Origin of the sequence: Corynebacterium sp., assembly GCF_030538285.1 — a bacterium.
GTDB lineage: Bacteria > Actinomycetota > Actinomycetes > Mycobacteriales > Mycobacteriaceae > Corynebacterium.
In genome coordinates, this window is sequence record NZ_JAUNUG010000008.1 from 13,463 (window position 1) to 37,450 (window position 23,988).

The window sequence follows — 23,988 nt, forward strand, 5'->3', positions numbered from 1 at the left end:
GGGGCGTCGAAAAGCGAAGGGGTTTAGGCCTCGCCGTAGTTCTTCTGAACGTGGGTGTCAACGGGGACGCCCGGGCCGTTCGTGGAAGACAGGGTGATCTTCTTCAGGTAGATGCCCTTGGCGGAGGACGGCTTGATACGCAGCAGCTCGTCGAGCAGCGCGCCATAGTTCTCAGCCAGAGCCTTCTCGTCGAAGGAAGCCTTGCCGATAGCGGCGTGCAGGTTGGAGGCCTTGTCCACGCGGAAGGAGATCTTGCCACCCTTGACGTCGGCGACAGCCTTAGCGACGTCGGTGGTGACGGTGCCGGTCTTCGGGTTCGGCATCAGACCACGCGGGCCCAGGACGCGGGCGACGCGACCGACCTTGGCCATCTGATCCGGGGTGGCGATAGCGACATCGAAATCGATGGTGCCGGCGTTGATCTGCTCGATCAGCTCGTCGGTGCCCACGATATCGGCGCCCGCCTGCTCAGCCTCGGTGGCCTTCTCGCCAGCGGCGAAGACGGCCACGCGGACGGTCTTACCGGTGCCGTGCGGCAGGGAGACGGTGCCGCGGACCAGCTGGTCAGCCTTACGCGGGTCAACGCCCAGGCGCATGGCGACGTCCACGGTGGCGTCGAAGTTCTTGGAGGAGGTCTCCTTGACCAGCTTCGCGGCCTCCAGCGGGGAGTACTCGCGGGACTTGTCGATCTTCTCTGCAGCAGCCTTGTATGCCTTGGAGTTCTTGCTCATTGATGCAATTCCTTATCGGATTGTGTGGTCAGCGGGCCGGAGCTGGCCCTGCCACGGATTCTTTGTACGGACTAGCCCTCGACGGTGATGCCCATGGAGCGGGCGGTACCGGCGATGATCTTCGCAGCAGCGTCGATGTCGCGGGCGTTGAGGTCCTTCTGCTTGGTCTCGGCGATCTCCTTGACCTGCGCCATGGTGACCTTGCCCACCTTCTGGGTGTGCGGGACGCCCGAGCCCTTCTGCAGACCAGCGGCCTTGAGCAGCAGCTTGGCGGCCGGCGGGGTCTTGAGGATGAAGTCGAAGCTACGATCCTCGTAGACGGTGATCTCCACCGGGATCACGTTGCCACGCTGGGACTCGGTGGCGGCGTTGTAGGCCTTACAGAACTCCATGATGTTGACACCATGGGCACCGAGAGCCGGACCGACCGGGGGAGCCGGGTTAGCGGCGCCAGCCTCGATCTGCAGCTTGATCAGGCCAGTGACCTTCTTCTTCTTGGGAGCCATCGGATTACCTCGTTCCTGGGTACCGGTGGGCCGCCACGATGATGACGGCCCCCGTCCGGATGCCGGGCCCCGCTACCAGCCTCAACTGGGTCTTCGCGTATCCCGGCCACCGGGGATGAATGCTTGAATGCGCGCATGTGTACACGCGCGAGGGTCAAGCCTACGGCACGAGGGAGGTGGTGCCCAAATCCTTAAGAGATCTTCTCGATCTGATCCGCGGTCAGCTCCACCGGCGTCTCACGACCGAAGATGGACACCAGCGCCTGGATCTTGCCGGTGACCGGATCGATCTCGGAGATCGTCGCGGACACGGACGCCAGCGCACCGGTGAGGATGGTGACAGCCTCGCCCACCTCGAAGTCGATGGCCACGGTCGGCTTCGCCTGCTCCTCCGGCATGGCGACGACCTTCTCACCGTCAGAGGTCACAGCCGCGGCCTCACCCTCGACGGAAGCTTCCTTCGGCATCAGGAACTTAGCGACGTCGCGGTGCTTCACCACCGTCGCATTGCCCTCATTGCCCACGAAGCTGGTGACACCCGGGGTGTCACGCACCACGGACCACGCCTTATCGTTCATCTCCATCCGGACCAGCACATAACCCGGCAGCAGCTTGCGCTTGCCGGTCTTACGCTTGCCGTCCTTGATCTCGATGACCTGCTCGATCGGCACGACCACGTCGTAGATGTACTCCTCGACTTCCAGGGTCTGAGCACGCATATCAAGGTTGGTCTTCACCTTGTTCTCATAGCCCGAGTAGCACTGGATGATGTACCAGTCACCGGGCAGCTTCTTCAGCTCAGACACGTAGCGACGCAGGCGGCGACGGTACTCGGCCTCCGAATCCTCCTCGGTGGTATCGCCCAAGGCCGCCGCAGCAGCCGCGAGATCGTCCTTTTCCTCGGCCGACTCCTCGGTCTGCTCCTCGGCCTGTTCTTCGGGGATGTCCTCGTCGGTGCTCGGCGCGACAGCCGGCTCAGTGGCCAATGTCTCATCCACGTTAGAGGCGTCATCGCCGAGGATCTGCTCGGCGGCGCTGGTCTCCTCCGAAGGGATCTCGGTCTCGGACTCGTAGTTGGTGATCTCGTCGTTCATTCGTGTCTCCTGTGTAGGGCCTTTGGGGCCAGCTTACCGGCCACTGCCCAATGAATAATCCCGCCTGACCCAGGGCGGATCCGGCGGGATAAAAACTGATGGTGTTTACTCTACCTAAGGAGTAAGAACTTCCTCAACTCCCAGACCGACAACGAAGTCCACACCAGAAACCAGTGCGGTCACCACGATGAGGAAAGCGAACACGACCAGCGTGTACACCACCATCTGGCGAGCGGTCGGCCAGATGACCTTCCTCATCTCAGAAACGACCTCAGGCACGAAAGCGGTGACGCCACCGCCCGGCTTCTCGTCTTCCGGCGCGGTCTTCGCCACACGCTTCGCCTCATAGGAGGAGCTGGTGGTCGTGCCGACACCGGTCAGCTGACGCTTGCCCGTCGGGCGGGCCACACCGGGCCGATTGGGCTGTTGATCGGTCACAGCGCTCCTCGCAGATGGTCGTCACGGATAGAACTTTGATGAGCCTACCAGAGGGCCCCCTCAACAAGCAGAACGGGCCGGTACCGAGGACAACCTCAGTACCGGCCCGTGTTGGCAGGGGCGACAGGACTTGAACCTGCAACCTACGGTTTTGGAGACCGTTGCTCTGCCAATTGAGCTACGCCCCTAGGTGCACTGCTTTCGCAGCACGGTTTACCCTACCAGACCGGATTTCCCTCACGGAACCTCCCGCCGGCCGGCGAACCAGTAGCGATGGCGAGAATTGAACTCGCGACACAGCGATTATGAGTCGCTTGCTCTACCACTGAGCTACACCGCCAGATGGCTGCTTCACACTCTCCCAGCCACCGACGGTGAGCCCGCGACCGAGGGAGAAAAGAAACAGAGCCCCCTATCAGAATCGAACTGATGACCTTTTCCTTACCATGGAAACGCTCTGCCGACTGAGCTAAGGGGGCACAGCCTCTAGTAGCTTTGGCCTTGATTTCTCTTGGCCGCTCCGTTGAAGCCTTGTAAAGGTTAACCCGATACGCGGTATTTACACAAATCGGCAGGTAGGAGCCTATTTCTGGGCGTTCCATAACGGCCCATAAACACCTTTTCTAGACCCTTTAAAGTGCCCCCTTGGGAGCATGCTTGGGCGGGGTGGGGGACGTGGTGCGGGGTGCCCCGGCCTGCCAAACGTCAGACACCCATCCACACCTACGCCCAGAACTCCGCACCTAACCCCCAGCCCCCGTCTGACGTTACGCAGACGACCCCCGGGCCCGAGCACACCTACCGCCCCGGTGTGCCAAACGTCAGACACCCACCCACGCCTACGCCCAGTACTCCGGGCCTAACCTCCAGCTCCCGTCTGACGTTACGCAGACGCGACAAGGTTAAGAGACACAATGTGTGTCTGAGAGCGTGTAGATCTCGCGGCTGGCCTGCGGATAGTCCGCGACATTGAGTTGCACACCCCGGAACGGACTAAGTAGCAGAATGCGTGTCCGGAATTCGGGGTACGCCATGGCCAGGGCAGGAAAATGACCGTTGCATAGCTCCCCCACAGCTACTCCCGGCTTAAGGGACAAATTGTCTGCCTGAAACTGTGCAGATCTAGCACCTGACCTGCGCCTACCCGCTGGCATTGAGTTGCTACTACCCACCAACCCACCAATGAAAAACCCACCCGGGGGATCCGGGTGGGTTTTAAATGGTGCCAGGTAGAAGATTCGAACTTCTGAAGGCTATGCCGGCGGATTTACAGTCCGCTCCCTTTGGCCGCTCGGGCAACCTGGCAAGCACCGTGGTGCGCTACACACTTTACTATGACGTACCGATCAACTAGCAAATCGGCTGGTCACAGCATAGAAACTAGCCCACGCGCCGGATGGTGTAATCGGCGAGCAGGCGCAGAGCATCGGTGGCGGCGCACTCCGGGAGGCGCGCGATCTGGGTTTCGGCCTCGTTGAGGTAGCGGTGGACGTCGGCAAGCGCTTTCTGGCGGCCCTGGGATCGTCCCAGCAGCTCGAGCGCGCGGTCGACGTCCTCATCCGCGGTCAAAGGCCCGGTGAGCAGGCCACGCAGTTCTTCGCCCACCTCGGAGTCCTCGCGCAGCGCGTGAAGGACAGGAAGGGTGAATACGCCTTCCCGCAGGTCGGTGCCGGGTGTCTTCCCGGATTGTTCGTGGGCGGAGAAGATGTCGATGATGTCGTCGACGATCTGGAAGATCATGCCTACCGCCATGCCGATCTTGTGCAGGGCATCGGAGTGTTCTGCGGAGGCGCCGGCGTGGTAGGCGCCGAGGTAGCCGGAGGAGGCGATGAGCACGCCGGTCTTCTCGCGGATGACATCCAGGTAGTGCTCGATGGGGTCGCGGTCGTCGGCGCCGATGGTTTCGCGCATCTGGCCGGTGACCAGGTCCTGGAAGGTGGTGGCGAAGTGGCTGACGGTGTGGGTGTCCAGCTCGCCCATGAGGCGGGAGGCGTGGGCGAAGAGGATGTCGCCGGCCAGGATGGCGACGGCGTTGTCCCATCGCGCGTTGGCGGAGTCGACGCCGCGGCGTAGCTCGGCTTCGTCCATGACATCGTCGTGGTAGAGGGTGGCCAGGTGGACGGTTTCCAACGCGGCTGCTGCCTTGACCACTTCAACGGAGCCGGCGCGCGGCCCGTATTCAGAGGCCAGCAGTGCCATCATGGGGCGAAATCGTTTGCCACCGGCGGCGAGCAGGTGGGTGACTTTGTCGGCGAGGAAGTCCGCGCCTTTGGCCAGTTCCTCGCGCAGCAGGACTTCAACCTCAGTCATGCCGGCCGCGATGCGGTCGTTGAGCTCGGCGTCTCCCAGGTCCACATGCCCGGCCGGGCGGGGCTGGTCGGTTGTGCCGTGGGTCATGTCGGAATGTCCTTGCAACGAGGTGTGCGGGTGATGGTGATCGCGTTCAACCGTAGTCCACAATTGCCGTTCACCGTAGTTGGGGTGCCACAATGGGGCGCATGAGTGTGGTGGATGTCCTTGTCGTTGGTGCGGGTCCTGCGGGTGCGGCGGCTGCGATCCATGCGGCTGATGCGGGGTTCGATGTTCTGCTTATCGATACCGCCACCTTCCCCCGCGACAAAACCTGCGGCGATGGCCTGACTCCGCGCGCCATTCACGCCCTTCACCGACTCGGCCTGGCGGAGGAGGTCACCCGTGACTACCGCAACCAGGGGCTGAAGCTGCGAGGTTTCGGCGGGGCGGTGACGGCACCGTGGCCAGAGGGTTATTACGGCACGGTCGGTTCGGCGATGCCACGCAGTACATTCGATCATCTGCTGGTCCGCGCCGCCGTGGAACGCGGCGCGAACCTGTGGGAGGACGCCACGGCCCTGGACCTGGACGGTGAACTGGTGACGGTGCGTGTGGGGGGCGTCGATAAGCAGGTGCGGGCGCGGTGGATCCTGGTGGCGGACGGGGTGCGCTCGACGTTCGGCAAGAAGCTCGGTCGGGTGTGGCACCGCGGCGAGGTGTATGGCATCGCGGCGCGCTCCTATTGCGAGACGCCGTTGTCGACGGAACCGTGGATCCATTCCGATGTCGAGCTTCTCGACGACACCGGCACCGTCCAGCCCGGCTACGGCTGGATTTTCCCGCTTGGCGACGGCCGCGTGAACCTCGGCGCCGGCGCTTTATCCACTGACGAGCGTCCTGCGAAGGTCAATACGAAGAAGCTGCTTGCCCACTATGCGGCACTGAAGCGCGAGGAATGGCAGCTGGGCCCCGAGCAGGATGTAGCCTCCGCGATGTTGCCGATGGGCGGGGCTGTCTCCAACGTTGCCGGCCCGAACTGGATGCTCATTGGCGATGCCGCCGCCCTGGTCAACCCCCTCAACGGCGAGGGCATCGACTACGGTCTCGAATCGGCGGAACTGGCGGTCGGGCTGCTGCAGGAGGGCCGTGACCTGACCCTCGTGTGGCCACATGTGCTGCGCGAACACTACGGCGAGGCCTTTCTGATGGCGCGCACCGCCGCACGGCTGCTGACCTACCCGCAGTTCCTGCCGATCTTCGGCCCGCTGGGCCTGCGCGGTCCGATCGGGGCGGCACTCATGCCGGCGGCCGCCCGCCTGATGGGCAACCTCATCAGCGACGAGGACCGGGACCTCATCGCCCGCGCCTGGCGGCTGGCTGGCGGGGCGGTGTCCCGGGTGCGACGGGATACGCCGCTGTGGTCTACAACGGCTTAGTGGCCGAGTGCAGTGCCACGATCCCGAAGCTGAGGTTCTGCCAGCCGGCGTTCTCCCAGCCGTTGGCGTTGATCACCTGCGCCAGACCCTCCTGGCCGGGCCAGGCGCGGATGGAGTCCGCGAGGTACTCGTAGGCGTCCGGGTTGGAGGAGAACACACGCGCCATTTGCGGCAGCAGGCGCGTGAGGTACTCCTTGTACACGGTGCCGAAGACGGGCACCACCGGGGTGGAGAACTCGGCGATGGTCAGGCGGCCGCCTGGCTTGGTCACGCGCGCCATCTCACGCAGGCCGGCTTCATGGTCATGGATGTTGCGCAGGCCGTAGGAAATGGTGACGGCGTCGAAGGTGTCGTCCGCGAACGGCAGCTGCATGCCGTCGCCGCAGACCTTCGGTACGTCGCGCTCCCGGCCGGCGGCGAGCATGCCCTGGGAGAAGTCGCAGGCCACGCACCAGGCGCCGGACTTGGCCAGCTCCACGGTGGAGACGGCGGTGCCGGCGGCCAGATCGAGGACCTTCTCCCCCGGCTGGAGGTTGAGCCGCTCGCGGGTGCGACGCCGCCAGCGCGCGTCCTGCCCGAAGGACAAGATGGTGTTGGTCAGGTCGTACTTCTCGCCGACGGCGTCGAACATTGACGCCACGTCGAAGGGTTTTTTGTCCAGGTCTGCCTTAGCCACCCGTTCAGTCTAGGCGAGCACCCGCTTAAGCGACGCGGGCACCCAACGCCTTCGCCGCCCACAGCGGCAGTTCGGGGCGCGGCCCGAAGAAGGTGAGCGGTACGCGGCGGGTCTCATCGATGACCTCGTCGTAGTAGCCCAGGAGCTGCTCGCACAGTGCTTCCCAGGTCTTGTTCTGCACCGAGGTGCGCGCATTGTGGCGCAGGGCGTCGTGGCGTTCATCGTGGAGCAGCCACTCGGCGGCGACGGGCAGATCACGGGTGAAGGTGTCGACGTCGAGCAGCAATCCGTTGTAGCGCTCCTGGATGAGGTCGACCGGACCGCCGGCGCGGGGACCGATGGTGGGCACGCCGGAGGCCTGCGCCTCCTGAATTGCCTGGCAGAAAGTCTCGAACTCGCCCGCGTGGACGAACAGGTCGAGGGAGGCGTAGGCGCGGGCCAATTCCTCCCCGCCCAGCGCGCCGGTGAACACCGCCTTCGGCATGAGGGATTCCAGCTCCGGGCGGGAGGGGCCGTCGCCGACGATCACCAGCTGGATGTCGCGGCGCCCGTGCAGCGAGACCAGGCGGTGCACGCCCTTCTCTGCGGCCAGGCGGCCGACGAAACCGACGATCTTCTTGCGGCCCGAGCGGTCCCACTGGCGGCGCAGGGCCGGGTCGCGCTTCTCCGGGTGGAAACGCACGGCGTCAACGCCGCGGCCCCAGTGGCGGACATTGTTGATGCCGTGATCCTCCAGCTCAGAGATGGTCAGCGAGGAGGGCGCCAGGGTCATCTGGCACATGTTGTGGATGTGGCGGGTCCACTCCCACGCCGCCGCGGCCAGCGGGGCGAGGTGGTATTTCGTGGCGAAGCCGGCGACATCGGTCTGATACAGCGCCACCGCCGGGATGCGCAGCTGGCGGGCGGCATAGGCACCGGCGGCACCGAGCACGAAGGGGCTGGCCAGGTGGATGATATCGGGGGCGAACTCGCGCAACGCGTCGGTAACGGTGGCGTTGGGCACCCCGATCGGCAACGAGTCGATCAGCGGCATGCGCACGGTGGGCACCCGGACGATCTCAAAGCCGAGGTAGGAGTGGATCTCCTCCTGAAAATCGCGGGCGCCGGGGGCGATGACCATCGCCTCATGCCCCTCACGGTGGAGGTGTTCGAGCACCCGGAGGACCGAGTTCGTCACACCGTTGACGTTGGGGAGGAAGGATTCGGCGACGATGGCAACACGCATGCGTGACATGATCTCCTACCTATGCGACATCGCCCTGAGCTTTAGTTCAACTTGGGGCGAACTTCCGGTGAACTGGGGCGGGTGCGGGTGGCCCGTCCGACTGCCCACCACAATACGGCAGCGATAACCGTTGTCACTAGCGCGACGCTGAGAGCAGGGATGATCGCCAACGTCCATTCCCTCCCCTCCACTTTGACGAGGTCGGGGTCGGACTTGGCGTAGGTCACCCACACGCGTTGCCCTTCGCCCAGCCCGGTCGGGTAGAGCAGACCGGTCGGGGGCGAGTGATAGATGCCCTCTTCGTCGCGGAAGTCGATCGTGGTGCGCACCCAGCTGGTTCCGGTCACGGTGGCCAGCGCCCGGCCGGGATCGGCGCCTATGGTGCGGTCGTTGAGGGCGGGCCCGATGACCATGGCCACTGCCCCGAGCAGCGCCGCCGCATACAGCAGCAGCACCAGTTGCCGGCCGCGGCGGCCGATGCTCTCCCTCACTTGCTCAGCGCCTCGTGCATGGCGCGGCGGGTGGCGCGGGTGGTGCGCGCCTCGATGACGCTGAGGCCGTCGTGGGGTTCGCTCAGGGCGTCGAGAAGCTCGCGCAATCCCGTGACCTCCCGGTGTGCGACGCCGAAGCCGGCGCACAGATCGCTTATCGACGCCCCGTGCGGCGTCCCGAACGCCCGCTCAAAGCTGGCGCGCAGCTCGGGGGCACCGATTTCAAGGGTCTCGAAGATGCCGCCGCCGTCGTCGTTGGCGACGACGATGGTGAGGTTCTCCGGGTGGGTGTCCGCGGGCCCGATGAGCAGGCCGCCGATGTCGTGGAGGAAGGTGACATCACCGAGCAGGGCGACGGTGCGCGGGGCGCGCGGTTCATCCGGGTGGGCGGCCTGGGTGGCCAGGGCGATGCCGATGGCCTGGGAGACGGTGCCGTCGATACCCGCGGCCCCGCGTGGCGAATAGGTGTCCACCCCGTCATAGGGCAGGCCGACGAAGCTGGCGTCACGCACCGGGTTCGAGGCGCCGAGCACCAGCGTGTCGCCGGTGCCGAGGGTGTCGGAGATCGCCGCCGCCACGTGCAACCCGGTGAAACCGTGCGCCGGATCCGCGATGACCAGGCGCACCGTATCGGCAGCCAGGTCGGAAGCGGCCTGGCAGATCTTCATCCACTGATCACTTGGCTCGCCCGTGACCTTGACCGTGCTGCCGCGGCGGGAGTCGGGGCGCGGATCGCTGAAATCGGCAGTGCGGCTGAGCGTGATCAGCTCGATGTCCGGGTCATTGATCAGCCCCAGCACATCGCGGTGCAGCGTCGGATGCCCGACAACGATCACCTGTTCCGGCTTGGTGTCCACCACGTAATCGTTGGCGCTGATCTGCGGTTTCCGGAAGATCCCGGCCGCCAGGGGATGCACCGGATGGTAGGGGGCGGGCGCGGTGGGCTCCGCGATGGTCGGCACGTCTTCCAGGCCTTCGACGGCCCAGGCTTCGTCACCGGCGATGACGAGGGTGTTGCGGCTCAGGTCGACGGTGACCTCGCCGTGGTCGTGCGGTCGTGGCCCGGGCGCGCGCCCCAAGGTCCGGCTGCTGGGTTCCGCAGGCAATTGCTTTCCGACGAGCGGGGCCTCCAACTCCACATTGATGTGTACCTGCGCCTGCGTGGTGAAGGCCTCGGCTATCCGGGGAATGTCCGCCGCCGCCACAATGGGCGTCGTCTCTGCGTAACGGCCGAAGATGTTGACCTGGTCGATGGTCTGGCTGGCCCCGGTGCCCTGCATGCGGCGCGGGCGATCAGCGCTGATCACCGCCAGTGGGGTATGAGAATAATGGGCCTCCACCATCGCGGGAAGGCAGTTGGCAACAGCCGTCCCGGAGGTCATCACCACGCCGACGTGCCGCTTCTGCACCCGGGCGATACCGAGGGCGAGGAAGGCGGCGCTGCGCTCGTCGTGACGCACATGCACCTTGATATCCCGGCGCGCCAGCAGCGCCAGGCTCAGCGGCGAGTTGCGCGAGCCCGGGCACACCACGACGTCACTTAAGTGGCGCGAGAGCTGCTCGACGACGCCCTGCGCCAGGTCCATCGACTTGTTATCCATGCCGATGAGTCTACTGAGCGGGCTCCGATCCCAGCAGTTCGTTGAGCCAGCCCTCAATGTCGACCTCCGGCAGGTTCTCCGGCACCTCCGGCAACTGGGTGGGGATATCGGTGGGCAGGGCCCGCTCGGTGGTGGTCTCGGTGACGGTGATCGAGGTGGTCTGGGTAACGGTGGTCGGCTCGACGGGCTTATCGGCCTCCGCGGCGGCCGAGCGCCACAGGAAGAAGAAGGCGACTGCGGCCAGCAGGGTCAGGCCGAAAAGGATGCCCAGCAGCATCGGCCACGCGCCGCCGCTTTTCGACGCCCGCGGCGGCTCCTGGTAGGCGGGCTGCTCATAGCTGTACTGCGGCGGTTGGTAGCCGGGGTCATTGTCGCTGGGGAAGTACTGACGCGGCCGGTCGCCGCCGGTGGGGCCGATATAGCGGGTGTCGTCATCGTTCATGGGGCTTTAACCTACACGTACTGCCAGGCCTGTCGAACCCTCTCGAACCACCAGTCCCGCCGATCCACAGGCGCCGCCAAGGCGCTGAGACGCTCGGGTTCAGGGGCCACCGGATCCACGGACATGTGCCCGTCGCTGATCTCACGCGGTCGCGCCACATCCTCCACGAACAACGATCCGGTGGCCAGGCCCGCGGCGGCGGGTGGGACATCAAGGCCATCATCGTCTTCGAGGACCGGCAGGGCGGCCAGGGCGGCCAAACCGGCGTTCATGCCGACGGCCGTGTCCAGAGCGGAGGCCACCGTGACGTCCATGTGGCGGGCACGCAGGTGCTCCGTGAGGTCGAGGACGCGCTGCACGCCGCCGAGCGGGGCGACCTTGAGCACCGCGACATCTGCGGCGCGCAGCTCCGCCACCCGATAAGGGTCATCGGATCGACGGATCGACTCATCCGCCGCCACCCGCACGAACAACCCGGTGCGCATGAGCTCCCCCCGCAGCTGTGCCAGTTCCTCCACCGAGTGGCAAGGCTGTTCCATATAGTCCAAGGGCCCGAGCGCGCGGGCCGCCTCGAGAGCCTCGGGGACGGTCCAGCCACGGTTGGCGTCGACCCGCACGACCGCCCCGGGCAGCACCTCGCGCACGGCCTGCACGCGGGCGACGTCGTCGGCCAGCGACTGCCCTTTCTCCGCGACCTTCACCTTCACCACCCGGCACCCCGGGTAGCGGGCCAGCACCGATTCCACCTCACCGGGCGCCACCGCCGGGACAGTGGCGTTGACTTCGACCACGCGACGTCGATAAGCAGGAAAACCCTGGAACGCTGCCTCCAGCCCGGCGCGCAACCACGCGGCGGCCTCGACCGCGTCGTACTCCAGGAACGGGGCGAACTCGCCCCAGCCAGCGGGGCCGTCGATAAGCAGGGCCTCGCGGGTGTCCACCCCGCGGAAACGCACCGCCATCGGCAGAGCAACAACGTGGGCGCGGTCGAGGATGTCATCGATGTGCATGGGACCTACAGTAGGCGGGCCTCGTCGTCCTCGATGAGCAGGGCCTGCCCGTCCCGCAACAGCACCAGTTGCCACTCCTCCCCGAAGCGGCGCACCGTCTCCGCATAGAGGTCGATGGGGAACGTCTCGCTACCCTGCGCGTGCGGGATGACCACCAGATCCGTGAACCCGAGGCCGGTGTGCTCAACCAGGTCCGGGGCGACGCCCGGCGAGTCGAGCAGGCTGACCGGCCCGATGTCCGGGCCCGCCACCACCGATCCCGCCGAACACCCGACATAGGTCAGCCCGGCGCGGACATGCCGGGTGAGGATCTCGTCGGTACCGGTCGAGCGCAACACGTGCAGCAGGTCGAAGGTCTCCCCACCCGCGACGTACACGGCGTCAACTTCGCCGAGGATGCGGTCCACCTCCGCGGGCGGGGTCTCGGCCAACGGCAGCTCCACCAGCTCCAGGCCGTGAGCGCGCAGGCCCTCGCGTTCGGTATTCACCCACGGGGCATCCCCGAAGGAGCGGGCGGCATCGGAGACGTAGGCGACCGTCCCGGACACGTGATCGGCGAGGCGGTCGTGGAGGAAAGAGGTCAGCAGCAGCTTCATGGCACCAGCCTAGAAACTTCCGGACAATGGCGACCATGACCGACACCAAGCAGATCCTCACCCCAGAACAGATCACCGACGCCGACCTCCAAGGCTGGGAGAACAAGGGCGATCAGATCGCCGCCACCTTCGACACCGGCGACTTCGCCACCGGCCTACGCCTGGTCAACCTCATCGGAGAATCCGCCGAGGAAGCCAACCACCACCCGGACATCACACTCACCTACGGACAGGTCGATGTCACCTTGTCCAGCCACGATGTCGGCGGGCTGACCATCCGCGACGTCCGCCTCGCCCGGGTGATCAACGAGCATGCGGCAGGCCTTTAAGCTGGGGGCATGAGCTACAGCACAGACAATCCCTTCGATGCCTCCCAGTGGGAGACGGTCGCAGGTTTCGAGGACCTCACCGACATCACCTACCACCGCCACGTGGGCACGCAACGCAAGGACGGCATCGTCCGCATCGCCTTCGACCGCCCCGAGGTGCGCAACGCCTTCCGCCCGCACACCGTCGACGAGCTCTACCGCACGCTCGACCACGCGCGGCGCACCCCCGATGTCGGCGTCATCCTCATCACCGGCAACGGGCCCTCCGCCAAGGATGGCGGCTGGGCGTTCTGCTCCGGCGGTGACCAGCGCATCCGCGGCCGCTCCGGCTACCAGTACGCCCGGGAGCACGACTCGAACGACGCCGCGGCCGATGTCTCCACCGTCGACGAGGCCCGCACCAAGGCCGAGGGCGGGCGCCTGCACATCCTCGAGGTGCAGCGTCTTATCCGCACCATGCCCAAGGTGGTCATCGCCGTGGTCAATGGTTGGGCGGCCGGCGGCGGACACTCGCTGCACGTCATCTGCGACCTGACCATCGCCTCCCGCCAGGAGGCCCGCTTCAAACAGACCGACGCCGACGTCGGCTCCTTCGACGCCGGCTACGGCTCCGCCTACCTGGCCAAGCAGGTCGGCCAGAAGTTCGCCCGTGAGATCTTCTTCCTCGGCCGCGCCTACTCCGCCGAGGACATGCAGCGCATGGGGGCGGTCAACATCGTCGCCGACCACGCTGCGTTGGAGGAGGAGGCGATCCAGGTGGCGCGGGAGATCAACGGCAAGTCCCCCACCGCGCAGCGCATGCTCAAGTTCGCCTTCAACCTCACCGATGACGGCCTCATGGGCCAGCAGGTCTTCGCCGGCGAGGCCACCCGACTGGCGTATATGACCGACGAGGCCGTGGAAGGCAAGGACGCCTTCTTAAACAAGCGCGAGCCCCACTGGGATCAGTACCCCTTCTATTACTGATGCTCTCCCAACTCAACCTTCCGCCCCGCGCCGTGCTGGCCATCGACGGCCACGGCGCCAGCGGCAAGACCACCCTGGCCCGGCGCCTGGCCGCCGAACATGGCGCGGCGTGCGTGGTGGGCACCGATGATCTCGCCTGGCACCACTCGTTCTTCGACTGGGCCGACCTGCTTATCGACGCCGTCCTCCTCCCCTACCGCGCCGGGCACCCGGTCTCCTACCGTCCGCCGGGTTGGGTGAAGATGGACCGTCCGGGTTCCATCGAGGTGCCCGCGGAGACGGAACTACTCATCGTGGAGGGCACCGGCGCGGGCCGCCGCGAGGCGGCACCCTTCGTCGACGCTCTCATCTGGGTGGATGTCGACCTGGACGTCGCCCGCGAACGCGGCCTGGCCCGTGACGTGGCCAGCGGCGTCAACGGCACCCGCGAGGAGGCGGAGAAGTTCTGGGACGAGTGGATGGCCGAGGAGATTCCCTTCCTCGACCATCACCGGCCGTGGGAACGCGCTGATCTCATCGTGGAATGATCATCCGGCAACGGACGGTGGGTCGAGGTAGAGGATCGACCCCTCGACCGCGATGGTGACCTCCTCGGAGACGAGCACGCTGCCGGATTCGAGGATCTTCTGGAACTCCACCCCGTAGTCCCGGCGGTTGATCCGCATGGAGGCAGAAAAACCGACGCGGTACTTGTGCTCGAGGTCGATGTCCGCGCCGCCGAGTTCCACGGTGAAAGTCTCCGGGCGGCTGACGCCGCGCATGGTGAGGGTGCCTTCCACGACGCCGTTGCGGTCATCGTGGAAGTGGGTGGCGGTCGACTCGAAGGTGATGTACGGGTGCTCGCGGACATCCAGGAAATCGGCGCTGCGCAAATGAACGTCGCGGGGCGGGACCCCGGTGTGCAGGCTGGCCGCGCGAATCTCAGCACGCACACGCAGGTCATTGAGGTGATCTCCGGCGCTCAGGGTGGCCGACCAGTCTCTGAACTCGCCGCGGATTTTGGTCACCATCGCATGGCGAGCCTCGAAGAACACCGCCGTGTGTGCATGGTCGAACTCGTACTCACCCTTGATGACGATCATCCGCGGGCCTTTCATCTATGACAGTTTGCTTCTCGAACACACACCATAAGGCCTATTCCTGTGAACACGCTACGATCTTGTCTTTGTGACCCGCCTGCTGGAACCCCTCGTCGTCGACCCGCGCGATCCTGTCGCCATCCTGCCCGCCCTGGAAGAGGCGATCGCCGGGCAGCGGACCCTGCTGCCGGTGCCCGCCGATGACCCCACCCGGGCCGCATTGCTGCGGGATTCCCAACGCGCCGGCCACCCCATCTCCGCGGACATCGCGCTGGTGGTGGCCACCTCCGGATCCACCGGTACCCCGAAGGGCGCCCAGCTCACCCCAGCGAACCTGGTCGCCAGTGCGGACGCCACCCACCGCCGCCTCGGCGGGGAGGGCCAGTGGCTGCTGGCCATGCCCGCCCACCACATCGCCGGCCTGCAGGTGCTCATCCGCTCGCTTATCGCGGGTGTTGATCCCCTGGCCATCGATTTGAGCACCGGGTTCCACACCGCCCGTTTCGCCCGCGCCGCCGCGGAACTCCACGCCACCGGTGACCGTTGCTACACCTCGCTCACCCCGATGCAGCTGGCCAAGCTCATGGACACCCTCCAGGGCATCGACGCGCTGCGGCTTTTCGACGCCATCCTCGTCGGCGGCGCCGCCCTTAACCCACAGTTGGCCCGCGCGGCCGCCGACATGCAGATCACGGTGGTGACCACGTACGGCTCCTCGGAAACCGCCGGCGGCTGCGTCTACGACGGCCAGCCGCTGCCCGGCGCGCGTGTCCGCGTCGACGAGGGGCGCATCCACCTCGGCGGGCCCATGATCGCCCACGGCTACCGCAACGCCCCCGGGCACGAGGCCTTCGCGGAACCGGGCTGGTTCGCCACCTCCGATGCCGGGCTTATCGACGCCGACCGCCTCACCGTCACCGGCCGCCTCGACGCGATCATCGATTCGGGTGGCCTCAAGCTGCAGCCCGAGGTCCTCGAACAAGCGATGCTGGGGGTGCGCGGCGTGACCGGGGCGTGCGTCGTCGGTATCCCCCACCCGCGGCTCGGCCAGGCGATCGTCGCAGCCTACACCGGGCCCGCCACCCCGGGCGAGGTCATCGCCGGCCTCGAACACATCCCCCGCTGGCAGCTGCCCAAGGAACTCAAGCGCCTCGCCGAGCTGCCGGTGACGGGGCCCGGGAAGGTGGACCGGCGGGGCGTCGAGAAGCTCTTCTAGTCCTCCGAACGGCTCGCCGCGACGAGCTTCTCCACGTCTTCGACGCTGTAGACGCGCTGGATCTGCTCATCGTTGCCGCCCATCAGCGTATTGCCGATGACCAACGCACCCGCCTGCGTCGACGGCACCACCGCAAAGTTGCGCGGGTGCGAGTACACCTGCCGCACGCGGTGCCCGGAGCGCAGGGCGCAGGCATGCAGCCAGACGTCGTCGGCACGCGGGGTAAGCTCCTGGAATACATCGCCCTGCTCCACGACGAAGTCGATGAAGGACGGCGGGTAGAGCACCCCGGACACACCGGTGGCGAAGTGCAGGTAGCTGGCCCGGCAGGTGTCGGCGGCGGTCCACTTGACGTAGGGCATAAGCTCCTCGTCGCGCAGTTCGATGCGGTGCGCGCGGTAGGCGATGACAACATCGCTGCGCAAATCACCGATGAACAGCAGGCGCTCGAGGAACCACTCGGGGTAGATCATGTCGTCGTCGATGGTGACCACACGCCTGCCCGTGCCCACCAACTCGCGGAACTGCCCCCAATATTTGGTGTGCGGGCCGTAAAGCCCGTCGGAGCAGCGCACCTGCAGGCCGCGTTTGACCAGGCGGCGGAGAGTTTTCGGCCATTCAGCGTCATAGTCTTTGCGGTCCAGCCACAGGACGACCGGGGCCTTGGTGTGGCCGCGGACGATGGATTCGAGGGTGTAGTGGACGCGATTGAGGCGCTCGCCGTGCGAGGTCAGCGATATGACGACGTCACCGTCCTGCGGGAAGCGGGCCCGCGAGACGCGGTTGTTCCACGCCAGCGGGATCATCCGGAAGAGAGTGAAGAAGAAGCTGACCACCTGGCCGAGCACATATGAGATCCACATAACCCGCTTGATCCTACTTTCGTCGGCTGCAGGCTGCCTGCCAGCCCCTTTAAGGTATGGTGTGGCCGACATGAATGCTTATCGACGCCCCGCCCGCACTTCCGCTGCCTGGAACCGGGCACCTACGCACCGGGCGACCCCCGGGTGAGCGCCGCCCACGCCGATGAAGGACAATAGGCCCCATGTCCGTTGATCATCACACCTACCCGGCCACGGCCCGGGACTGGTGGCAGGCCGCCCGCCCGCACACCTGGCCCAACGCCTTCTCCCCCGTCATTGTCGGTTCGGGAGCCGCCGCCTTCCAAAGTGGTTTCTCCTGGTGGCGGGCGCTGCTGGCACTCGTGGTCGCGTGGGCGCTCATCGTCGGCGTCAACTACGCCAACGACTATTCCGACGGCATCCGCGGCACCGACGAGGACCGCACCGGCCCGGCGCGGCTAACCGGCGGTGGCCTGGCGAAACCAGCGCACGTCAAACGCGCCGCCTTCCTCGCCTTCGGGGTGGCGGCAATAGCGGGTGTGACACTCTCCCTGGCGAGTGCCTGGTGGTTCATCCTGGTCGGCGCGGTAGCGATCCTCGGCGCCTGGTTCTACACCGGCGGCAAAAGCCCCTACGGCTACCGGGGCCTGGGGGAAGTGGCGGTGTTCATCTTCTTCGGCCTCGTCGCCGTACTGGGTACCGAATACACCCAAGCCGGGGCGGTCTCCTGGATCGGTCTCGGCGGGGCGGTGGCCATCGGTGCGATCTCCTCCTCGGTGAACCTGGCCAACAACCTGCGCGACATCCCCTCGGATACCGCCGCCGGCAAGGTCACCCTCGCGGTGCGGCTCGGCGACCGCAACACCCGCTACGCCTACACCGCGCTGGCGCTGACCCCCTTCGTGGTCTCGCTCATCCTGGCCACCCAACTGCTCCCGCTGCTGCTGGGCCTGCTCGCCCTGCCCCTGGCGGTCGGCGGCATCATGGTTGCCCTGCGCGGGGCGCAAGGCCCGGCGCTCATCCCGCTGATCAAGTCCACCGGCCAGGCCATGCTCTTATGGGCCGTCCTCACCACGGCGGTGCTTATCCTCAACGCCCCGGGGGTGTAGATGACCGGCGTCATCACCGGCTTCGCCATCATCCTGGCGGTCATCGCCGTGGGCGTGATCCTCTCGCGCATCGGCATCATCAAGGATGACCGCGAACGCCTGGTACTCAACCGGGTGGCCTTCTACGCCGCTTCCCCGGCACTGCTGTTCACCGCGGTGGCCAAATCGGACGCGCAGACCCTGTTCTCCCCGGTCATCCTGGTGATCTTCCTGGCGACACTGGCCACCGCCATCGTCTACATCATCGCCTCCGCGCTGTTCTTCCGGCAGGACCTGCCCACCACGACGATGGGTGCGGCGTCCGCCTGCTACTTCAACTCCGTCAACATCGGCCTGCCCGTGAGCATCTATGTTCTCGGCGAAGCCACTTATGTCGTCCCGGTCCTGGTGCTGCAGATGGTGGTGTTCACCCCGTTCATCCTCGCGGGACTGGTCGCCGATGACGCCGGTGGCCGCTCCCGACTGGCGCGCATCTGGGAGCCGGTGCGCACGGCAGTTTTCTCCCCGGTCGTCATCGGCTCGGTGCTGGGCCTGGTCGTGGCACTGGTCGGATTGCAGATCCCCGACCCGGTCATGCGCCCCCTGGAGATCCTCGGTGGCGCGTCCATCCCGATGATCCTCATCAGCTTCGGCGCCTCACTGCGCAACACCGCACCGCTGACCACCCCGGCCGACCGCCCCGGCACCATCACCGCCACCGCCCTCAAACTGGTGGGCATGCCCGCCATCGCCTGGGGCATCGCCCTGGCCTTGGGGCTTCAGGGCAACGAGCTCTACGCCTCCGTCATCCTCGCGGCCCTGCCCGCCGCGCAAAACGTGTACAACTTCGCCGCCTCCTACCAGCGCGGCATGATCATCGCCCGCGACACGGTCTTCCTCACTACGTTCGGCTCTCTGCCGGTGATGCTGGCGATCGCCCTGCTCTTCGGGCGTTGATCGGGCCCCGTCCTTCGGTTCGGGGCTCGGGGTTCGCGATCGTGCCGTCGCGATCACCCCGATCAGGGCCCGAAAGACCCTCCCAGCCGTCCCTCCCGAGGGGACGACAGCGAGCCCCGAGCCCACGCGGAGGGGACGCCCCTAGCGGGAGTCCAGCTCTCGCTTCACCCACTCCTTGCGGGCCTTGCGCTGCGCGTTCCACGCCCCCACGGAACGGTTCGCCTCCACGCGCAAGCCCTTGAAGACGAGCATCGACAACGGGAACGCCACGAGCAGCGCCAAGAGGGCGGACATGACGAGGGGGACGGGGGCGTCGATAAGCACCGCGAACAGCTGGATAACAATGGTAAGGACGACGAACAACCCGAGGCGGGCGCCGCCGTACTTGAGCAGCGCCATGTTGGCCTGGCGGCGGACCTGCGGATTAAGCTCCGGGGGTGCGTCGGAAGGGTGCTGGGGATTCTCAGGTGCAGTCACACCTGCAGTCTACTTCGGCCCGTAGAGTGGACTGCATGGGACGCCTGTTACTTCTTCTGCTGATCGTCGTCGCCATTGTGCTCGTGTGGAAGGCCTTCGGGCCGAAGACCTGGAAGCGCAACCAGGCGACCCCGCCTCCCCGCGCGATCAAGGGGCCGGACGATGACGAGGATTTCCTGTGGAAGATCGAGAAGGATCGTTTCAAGGAGCGTCGCGCCCGGGAAGCCGCGCAGCGCGAGGAAGAGGAACGCCGTAAGCGAGCCGAGGAGCGCTACCGTGACCCCGACGACGATCAGCCGGTGGATTGAGGCTGATCGCACCGGCGATCTCGCCGGGATGCGTGCCTGCCTGGCTGCGGATGCGCGCCTGATCTCCCCGCTCACCGATGGTTTTTCTTTCCAGGGGGCGGAAGAGGTCATGGCGGTGTTCGCGGCGGCGTTCGAGCTGCTCGATGACATCACCATCCACCGCACCACCGGTGCCGACGCGGACTGGGTCATTTACGGCACCAATCGGCTCGGCGCGCAGAACCTGGAGGAGATCCAGTGGCTGCGCCTGAACAACGAGGGGCTCATCGCAGAGATCACGCTGTTCATCCGCCCCATGCCCGCAGCCGTCATGCTGCTGGGGCGCATCGGGCCCGGGCTGGCCACGCGCGGGGCGCTACTTCCGGCAGCGAAAGTGGCCTCGACGGCGGCGCGCCCGCTGGGGTGGATCGTGCGCTTGGTGGAGCAGTTTCTCATGCCGCGCCTGCGCTAATCCCATAAGGTGGTCGGCATGACTGACCCCGCTGAGATCGCCGCTGTCGTTGCCGCTGCCCGGTCCATCCCGCCGGAGAATTTCGACGGCTTTGAGGGGGTGTGGCCGGGGGAAATTGCCACCGCGCTGATCGACGCCGTCACCTCCCAAGGCGCCGCGTTCCGCCAGCAGCACCCGCAGGCCCGCGACGATCTCCGCGCCCTCCCCGCGGATGTTCCGCACCGCGTCCACGAGGTGGCGAACAAACTTATCGACGCCCACCTCATCCACGCCGCCGACCTCGTCGACGTTCCTACCGCCCGGCTGCGCGAGATCTACCTCAGTGTCGATGGCCTCGGCGAGACCACCTTCCATCATTTCTGCCTCAACCTGGGGCGCACCGGCCGCAAGGCCGACCGCCTACTTACCACTTTCCTCGGGGATGCTCTCAACCGGAAGGTCAGTCGTGCGGAGACGCATGACCTGGTCACTGCCGCTTATGGTGTGCTCAGCGCCGAGCCGGAGCACCGCTATGGCGCCACGCTCGCTGATTTCGGGGACGGACTGCGCCGGATGAGTCTGGAGATCCTCCGCCAGCCCTACTGAGCCTGCTCCCCCGCCACCTCAAAGTTCATCGTCATGCCCAGCGCATGGGCGACGGCCGCGACCTTTTCCCAGCGGACCCCCGTGCCGCCGTGCTCGATGGTGTGCAGCGTCGAGCGGGAGACCCCGGCCTTTTCCGCGATGTCGGCCTGCAGCCCGCCGATGTCACGGCGGCGCTGAGCCAGCTGGGCCCCGAGCTCCAGCAGGACAGGATCATTGCCTGCCGGTTTACCGGTCTTCTTCCTGGGGGCAGAGGTTCCTGTCACTGTTCTCACTCCTCACTAAGAAGCTGTTGGGCCACAGTTTAGCGCGAAACAGCTCACGAGGGCCGGGTGCTGCTGACACACCATCGAATTCACCCCGTCGAAAGGAATGCTCCAGGACGGATCCCGGGGCTCCTTTCGACGGGGTGAATTCGATGCGGCAGGCAGCCCTAGTTCAGTCCGGCATAGGAGTGCAGGCCAGAGACGACCATGTTAATGAAGAAGAGATTGAAGATAGTGGTGGCCAGGGCAGCGATGTTGATCCAGGCGGCCTTCCAGTTGCGCCAGCCGGCGGTGGCGCGGGCGTGGAGGTAGGCGGCGTAGAGCACCCAGGAAATCAGGGAGACGGTCTCCTTGGGGTCCCAACCCCAGAAGCGACCCCACGCGGCCTCCGCCCAGATGGCGCCGAGGACAATGCCCAGGCCGAAGACGGGGAGGGTGAGGATGGCGGTGCGGTAGGCCATGGCGTCGAGCTTCTTGGCGCTCGGCAGCGGCTTGGCGATGGCCCCGAAAATGCCGTGTTCCTTACCTTGCGGCTGCCAGATACGCAGCAGGTAAAGCAGGGAGGCGATGCCGGAGAGCATGCCGATGGACGCGCCGGAGGACACGACGGAGACGTGGATGGGCAGCCAGTTGGACTGCAGCGCCGGGACGACCGGGGCGGAATCCGCGTAGAGCTTGGTGCCGCCGAAAAACAGCAGCGCGAGGATGGGCACCAGCAGCCAGGGCCAGACGATGCGCCATTCCTTGCGCTGGATGACCACCGCCGCCCCGATCATGATGAAAGCGGTGGTGACCAGCACGTACTCATAGAGGTTGCCGAAGGGGAAACGGTCGGTGGCCAGGCCGCGCAGCACCACGGACACGGAGTGGACGATGATGCCCAGCCATACCAGCGACTGGGTCATGCCGCCGAACTTGTTGGCGCGGGCCTCCAGGCGCTCGACTTCCGCGACCTCGGGGACATCGTCGACCACGGTTGACCCGCCGTCGCCGACGGCCACGAGTTCCTTGCTTTCTGCGCGGGCGAGGGCGCGACGGGCGTCGATAACGCCCTGCATTCGGCCGTAGTAGATGAGCGAGAGCACCAGCGCCAGCGTGTAGATGACGAAGGCGGACTGGAACGCCACATCCGAGAAGTTGGAGAGAGTCTGATTGACAGGCATGAAGGGACACCCTCAGGAGGTAGGCCGATGGTTTTTCCCCAGTGACGCTACCCCACCTGAGCGGGCGAATCCAACTTTAGTTGGTGGCGTGGCGGGCGTCCTCGGGGACGAGCAGATCCTCCTCGACCTCGTCCGGGTCGGGCAAGCCGAGCAGCTGGCGGTGGATGCGGTCGAACTCGTCTCCCCAGCCGGCGCGGTCGGTGCGTGCCAGGCCACCGAGCTCGACGTGCGTGCCTCCCTCGGGCAGCGGGGTGAGTCGGATCCACACGCGCCGACGCTTGATCAGCAGGGAGCCGACGAGTGCGGTGAGCATGATCATGGTGGTCACCAGGACCCAGGGCTGGAAGGGGTCGCGGGAGATCTGGAAGTTGGCGAACTCGCTGGCGCCGTCGAAGGTGATCTCGGTGCCGTCGTCGAGGGTGACGGAATCACCGCGGGAGAGGTTGACGCGTTCGATCTTCTGCAGCTGGCCGGAGTGCAGCAGCGTGGTATCGAGGTCGAAGATGGACTGGCCGCGGCCGGTGTCCAGGCCGGCGTCGCCGCGGTAGATGTCGATGGCCACGGCCGGGTCGGTCATCGCCGGGAAACGCGAGGTGAGCAGTTCGTTGTTCTCACCGTCCCACTGGGCGGTGGGCGCGAACAGACCCTGGATGGCCAGCTGGTTCTGGCGGCGGTCGAAAAGCTCGGGGTACATGCCGGCGGGCGGGTCAAAACGCATGACGCCGGAGGAGAGGAAGAAGGTGAGGTCGTCCGGGCGCCACTGGATGGTCTGGGTGCGGGTCTCCCCGCCTGGCCAGGTGACGGTGAAGGTCGGGGCGAAGCCGTGGCCCTGGAGGTAGACGCGGTCGCCGGCGATGCGCAGCGGGTGGTTGACCTTGAGCTGGTAGTCCTCCCACTCGGACTTGGGGCGGTGGATGTCCTCGCCGACGGCGTAGGAGACGTTCGAGGTGAACATCTCGGCCTGACCGTTGGGTAGGTAGTCGGCGGAGAAGTCGTGGGCGTCGAAGCAGAAGGTGGTCAGGCCGGTGCCGTCGAAAAGCGGGCCGGCGCGGAAGGAGTCGAAGTTAGAGGTTGAGGTGTTGCAGAATTCGGTGGACTGCTCGATCGGCGGGGTTTCGTAGTTGCCGGATTCGGTGACGACGATGACCTGCCCCTCGTAGTACACCATCCGCCCGGCCGCCACGGTGATGATCATGCCGACCAGACCCAGGTGGAAAAGGAGGTTCGCCAGCTCGCGGCCGTAGCCGCGTTCGGCGGACAAGGAGTAGGCCCCGGCGCGGTCCTCCTCTGGCGTGTACTCGGCCGTTTTCCAGCGCTTGAGTAGGCCGCGCGCATCCGCGGCGACCTCGTCCAGCTGCTTGTCGACGCCCCCTTCCGCATGCAGCGGCAACCGTTCCAGCTTGCGGGGCGCCCGGGTGGGCGGGGTTTTCCATGCGACGTAGTGGTCCCAGGAGCGCGGCAGGATACAACCGATGAGGGAGATCGTCAGCAGGACCAGGATGGCGAGGAACCAGGTGGACTCGAAGACGTCGAAAAGCTGGAGTCGATCGTAGATCTCGGCGAGGCGGCCGTTGTTCTCGATGTATTCGATGACGTTGGTCTCGTTGAGCGAACGCTGCGGCAGCAGGGCGCCGGGGATGGCGGCGACAGCCAGCAGGAACAGCAGGGCCAGCGCGGTTCGCATGCTGGTCAGCCAGTTCCATGCCTTCTTGAGATACGTCACGAA

Annotated in this window: 28 protein-coding genes and 4 tRNA genes; 10 read left to right on the top strand and 22 right to left on the bottom strand. The window is 66.2% G+C overall.

Annotated elements, in window-relative coordinates:
• Positions 1 to 23: 23 nt before the first annotated feature.
• The 9 genes from rplA to Q4G50_RS04190 all read right to left on the bottom strand — a co-directional run bounded on the left by rplA (position 24) and on the right by Q4G50_RS04190 (position 5,166).
• Positions 24 to 731 carry a 50S ribosomal protein L1 gene (gene rplA / locus Q4G50_RS04150; protein ID WP_303376385.1) on the bottom strand — a complete coding sequence of 236 codons (708 nt, stop codon included), beginning with the start codon at positions 729 to 731 and terminating at the stop codon, positions 24 to 26.
• Between the two features lie 71 nt (positions 732 to 802).
• Positions 803 to 1,237, bottom strand: coding sequence for a 50S ribosomal protein L11 (gene rplK, locus Q4G50_RS04155; RefSeq protein ID WP_303376386.1), 435 nt, complete (start codon positions 1,235 to 1,237; stop codon positions 803 to 805).
• A 191-nt stretch (positions 1,238 to 1,428) separates the two neighbouring features.
• Positions 1,429 to 2,331 carry a transcription termination/antitermination protein NusG gene (gene nusG / locus Q4G50_RS04160; RefSeq protein WP_303376387.1) on the bottom strand — a complete coding sequence of 301 codons (903 nt, stop codon included), beginning with the start codon at positions 2,329 to 2,331 and terminating at the stop codon, positions 1,429 to 1,431.
• Positions 2,332 to 2,445: 114 nt separating this feature from the next.
• Positions 2,446 to 2,769 carry a preprotein translocase subunit SecE gene (gene secE / locus Q4G50_RS04165; protein WP_303376388.1) on the bottom strand — a complete coding sequence of 108 codons (324 nt, stop codon included), beginning with the start codon at positions 2,767 to 2,769 and terminating at the stop codon, positions 2,446 to 2,448.
• 112 nt (positions 2,770 to 2,881) lie between these two features.
• Positions 2,882 to 2,957 (bottom strand) — tRNA-Trp (locus Q4G50_RS04170).
• Between the two features lie 80 nt (positions 2,958 to 3,037).
• Positions 3,038 to 3,109: transfer RNA gene (locus tag Q4G50_RS04175), tRNA-Met, on the bottom strand.
• 66 nt (positions 3,110 to 3,175) lie between these two features.
• Positions 3,176 to 3,248 (bottom strand) — tRNA-Thr (locus tag Q4G50_RS04180).
• A gap of 741 nt (positions 3,249 to 3,989) precedes the next feature.
• Positions 3,990 to 4,074: transfer RNA gene (locus Q4G50_RS04185), tRNA-Tyr, on the bottom strand.
• A gap of 75 nt (positions 4,075 to 4,149) precedes the next feature.
• On the bottom strand, positions 4,150 to 5,166 hold the full coding sequence (locus Q4G50_RS04190) for a polyprenyl synthetase family protein (RefSeq protein ID WP_303376389.1): 1,017 nt from the start codon (positions 5,164 to 5,166) through the stop codon (positions 4,150 to 4,152).
• Positions 5,167 to 5,258: 92 nt separating this feature from the next.
• Here Q4G50_RS04190 and Q4G50_RS04195 point away from each other — a divergent pair, with 92 nt between their 5' ends.
• Positions 5,259 to 6,497, top strand: coding sequence for a geranylgeranyl reductase family protein (locus tag Q4G50_RS04195; RefSeq protein WP_303376390.1), 1,239 nt, complete (start codon positions 5,259 to 5,261; stop codon positions 6,495 to 6,497).
• Here the strand turns inward: Q4G50_RS04195 and Q4G50_RS04200 are convergent.
• From Q4G50_RS04200 to Q4G50_RS04230, 7 genes are read right to left on the bottom strand one after another with little or no spacing between them, the layout of a single operon-like run.
• Complete coding sequence (locus Q4G50_RS04200) at positions 6,484 to 7,173, bottom strand: demethylmenaquinone methyltransferase (protein ID WP_303376391.1); 690 nt, start codon at positions 7,171 to 7,173, stop codon at positions 6,484 to 6,486. The two genes, Q4G50_RS04195 and Q4G50_RS04200, sit on opposite strands and share 14 nt — an antisense overlap.
• A gap of 25 nt (positions 7,174 to 7,198) precedes the next feature.
• The gene (locus Q4G50_RS04205; protein ID WP_303376454.1) at positions 7,199 to 8,398 is read right to left on the bottom strand and encodes a glycosyltransferase family 1 protein; all 1,200 of its coding nucleotides are present in this window, start codon (positions 8,396 to 8,398) and stop codon (positions 7,199 to 7,201) included.
• Between the two features lie 41 nt (positions 8,399 to 8,439).
• A complete protein-coding gene (locus Q4G50_RS04210) occupies positions 8,440 to 8,889 on the bottom strand; it encodes a DUF3592 domain-containing protein (protein ID WP_303376392.1) in 450 nt (149 codons plus the stop codon).
• Positions 8,886 to 10,490: a 2-succinyl-5-enolpyruvyl-6-hydroxy-3-cyclohexene-1-carboxylic-acid synthase gene (gene menD / locus Q4G50_RS04215; RefSeq protein WP_303376393.1), complete on the bottom strand. Its 1,605-nt coding sequence runs from the start codon at positions 10,488 to 10,490 to the stop codon at positions 8,886 to 8,888. Before menD ends, Q4G50_RS04210 begins: the two co-directional genes overlap by 4 nt.
• A gap of 10 nt (positions 10,491 to 10,500) precedes the next feature.
• The gene (locus Q4G50_RS04220) at positions 10,501 to 10,932 is read right to left on the bottom strand and encodes a hypothetical protein (RefSeq protein WP_303376394.1); all 432 of its coding nucleotides are present in this window, start codon (positions 10,930 to 10,932) and stop codon (positions 10,501 to 10,503) included.
• 11 nt (positions 10,933 to 10,943) lie between these two features.
• Positions 10,944 to 11,942, bottom strand: coding sequence for an o-succinylbenzoate synthase (locus Q4G50_RS04225; RefSeq protein ID WP_303376395.1), 999 nt, complete (start codon positions 11,940 to 11,942; stop codon positions 10,944 to 10,946).
• Between the two features lie 5 nt (positions 11,943 to 11,947).
• A complete protein-coding gene (locus Q4G50_RS04230; protein ID WP_303376396.1) occupies positions 11,948 to 12,538 on the bottom strand; it encodes a Type 1 glutamine amidotransferase-like domain-containing protein in 591 nt (196 codons plus the stop codon).
• Between the two features lie 35 nt (positions 12,539 to 12,573).
• Here Q4G50_RS04230 and Q4G50_RS04235 point away from each other — a divergent pair, with 35 nt between their 5' ends.
• Genes Q4G50_RS04235 through Q4G50_RS04245 form a run of 3 tightly spaced genes read left to right on the top strand, consistent with a single transcriptional unit; the run spans position 12,574 to position 14,360 of the window.
• The gene (locus Q4G50_RS04235; protein ID WP_303376397.1) at positions 12,574 to 12,867 is read left to right on the top strand and encodes a 4a-hydroxytetrahydrobiopterin dehydratase; all 294 of its coding nucleotides are present in this window, start codon (positions 12,574 to 12,576) and stop codon (positions 12,865 to 12,867) included.
• A gap of 9 nt (positions 12,868 to 12,876) precedes the next feature.
• A complete protein-coding gene (locus tag Q4G50_RS04240; protein WP_303376398.1) occupies positions 12,877 to 13,833 on the top strand; it encodes a 1,4-dihydroxy-2-naphthoyl-CoA synthase in 957 nt (318 codons plus the stop codon).
• Entirely contained in the window at positions 13,833 to 14,360 is a 528-nt protein-coding gene (locus Q4G50_RS04245; protein ID WP_303376399.1) for a uridine kinase, read from the top strand. Before Q4G50_RS04240 ends, Q4G50_RS04245 begins: the two co-directional genes overlap by 1 nt.
• Here Q4G50_RS04245 and Q4G50_RS04250 read toward each other — a convergent pair whose 3' ends face one another.
• Positions 14,361 to 14,930, bottom strand: a complete 570-nt coding sequence (locus Q4G50_RS04250; RefSeq protein ID WP_303376400.1) for a YceI family protein — start codon at positions 14,928 to 14,930, stop codon at positions 14,361 to 14,363.
• Positions 14,931 to 15,000: 70 nt separating this feature from the next.
• On the opposite strand from Q4G50_RS04250, the gene menE reads away from it, so the two are divergent.
• Positions 15,001 to 16,128, top strand: a complete 1,128-nt coding sequence (gene menE, locus Q4G50_RS04255) for an o-succinylbenzoate--CoA ligase (RefSeq protein ID WP_303376401.1) — start codon at positions 15,001 to 15,003, stop codon at positions 16,126 to 16,128.
• Here menE and Q4G50_RS04260 read toward each other — a convergent pair.
• Entirely contained in the window at positions 16,125 to 16,991 is an 867-nt protein-coding gene (locus Q4G50_RS04260; RefSeq protein ID WP_303376402.1) for a glycosyltransferase, read from the bottom strand. The two genes, menE and Q4G50_RS04260, sit on opposite strands and share 4 nt — an antisense overlap.
• A gap of 182 nt (positions 16,992 to 17,173) precedes the next feature.
• Between Q4G50_RS04260 and Q4G50_RS04265 the strand changes: the two genes are divergently transcribed.
• On the top strand, positions 17,174 to 18,079 hold the full coding sequence (locus tag Q4G50_RS04265) for a 1,4-dihydroxy-2-naphthoate polyprenyltransferase (protein WP_303376403.1): 906 nt from the start codon (positions 17,174 to 17,176) through the stop codon (positions 18,077 to 18,079).
• Positions 18,080 to 19,015: an AEC family transporter gene (locus tag Q4G50_RS04270; RefSeq protein WP_303376404.1), complete on the top strand. Its 936-nt coding sequence runs from the start codon at positions 18,080 to 18,082 to the stop codon at positions 19,013 to 19,015. It begins immediately after the preceding gene.
• A 141-nt stretch (positions 19,016 to 19,156) separates the two neighbouring features.
• Here Q4G50_RS04270 and Q4G50_RS04275 read toward each other — a convergent pair whose 3' ends face one another.
• Complete coding sequence (locus tag Q4G50_RS04275) at positions 19,157 to 19,492, bottom strand: DUF4229 domain-containing protein (protein ID WP_303376405.1); 336 nt, start codon at positions 19,490 to 19,492, stop codon at positions 19,157 to 19,159.
• A 35-nt stretch (positions 19,493 to 19,527) separates the two neighbouring features.
• Here Q4G50_RS04275 and Q4G50_RS04280 point away from each other — a divergent pair, with 35 nt between their 5' ends.
• From Q4G50_RS04280 to Q4G50_RS04290, 3 genes are read left to right on the top strand one after another with little or no spacing between them, the layout of a single operon-like run.
• A complete protein-coding gene (locus tag Q4G50_RS04280; protein ID WP_303376406.1) occupies positions 19,528 to 19,800 on the top strand; it encodes a hypothetical protein in 273 nt (90 codons plus the stop codon).
• Positions 19,769 to 20,251, top strand: a complete 483-nt coding sequence (locus Q4G50_RS04285; protein ID WP_303376407.1) for a nuclear transport factor 2 family protein — start codon at positions 19,769 to 19,771, stop codon at positions 20,249 to 20,251. Before Q4G50_RS04280 ends, Q4G50_RS04285 begins: the two co-directional genes overlap by 32 nt.
• 18 nt (positions 20,252 to 20,269) lie before the next feature.
• Complete coding sequence (locus Q4G50_RS04290; RefSeq protein ID WP_303376408.1) at positions 20,270 to 20,836, top strand: hypothetical protein; 567 nt, start codon at positions 20,270 to 20,272, stop codon at positions 20,834 to 20,836.
• Here Q4G50_RS04290 and Q4G50_RS04295 read toward each other — a convergent pair.
• The 3 genes from Q4G50_RS04295 to Q4G50_RS04305 all read right to left on the bottom strand — a co-directional run bounded on the left by Q4G50_RS04295 (position 20,830) and on the right by Q4G50_RS04305 (position 23,946).
• On the bottom strand, positions 20,830 to 21,099 hold the full coding sequence (locus tag Q4G50_RS04295) for a helix-turn-helix domain-containing protein (protein ID WP_303376409.1): 270 nt from the start codon (positions 21,097 to 21,099) through the stop codon (positions 20,830 to 20,832). The genes Q4G50_RS04290 and Q4G50_RS04295 overlap by 7 nt on opposite strands.
• A 167-nt stretch (positions 21,100 to 21,266) precedes the next feature.
• Positions 21,267 to 22,262 carry a c-type cytochrome biogenesis protein CcsB gene (gene ccsB, locus Q4G50_RS04300; protein ID WP_303376410.1) on the bottom strand — a complete coding sequence of 332 codons (996 nt, stop codon included), beginning with the start codon at positions 22,260 to 22,262 and terminating at the stop codon, positions 21,267 to 21,269.
• Positions 22,263 to 22,338: 76 nt separating this feature from the next.
• Positions 22,339 to 23,946, bottom strand: a complete 1,608-nt coding sequence (locus tag Q4G50_RS04305) for a cytochrome c biogenesis protein ResB (RefSeq protein WP_303376455.1) — start codon at positions 23,944 to 23,946, stop codon at positions 22,339 to 22,341.
• Positions 23,947 to 23,988: the final 42 nt, after the last annotated feature.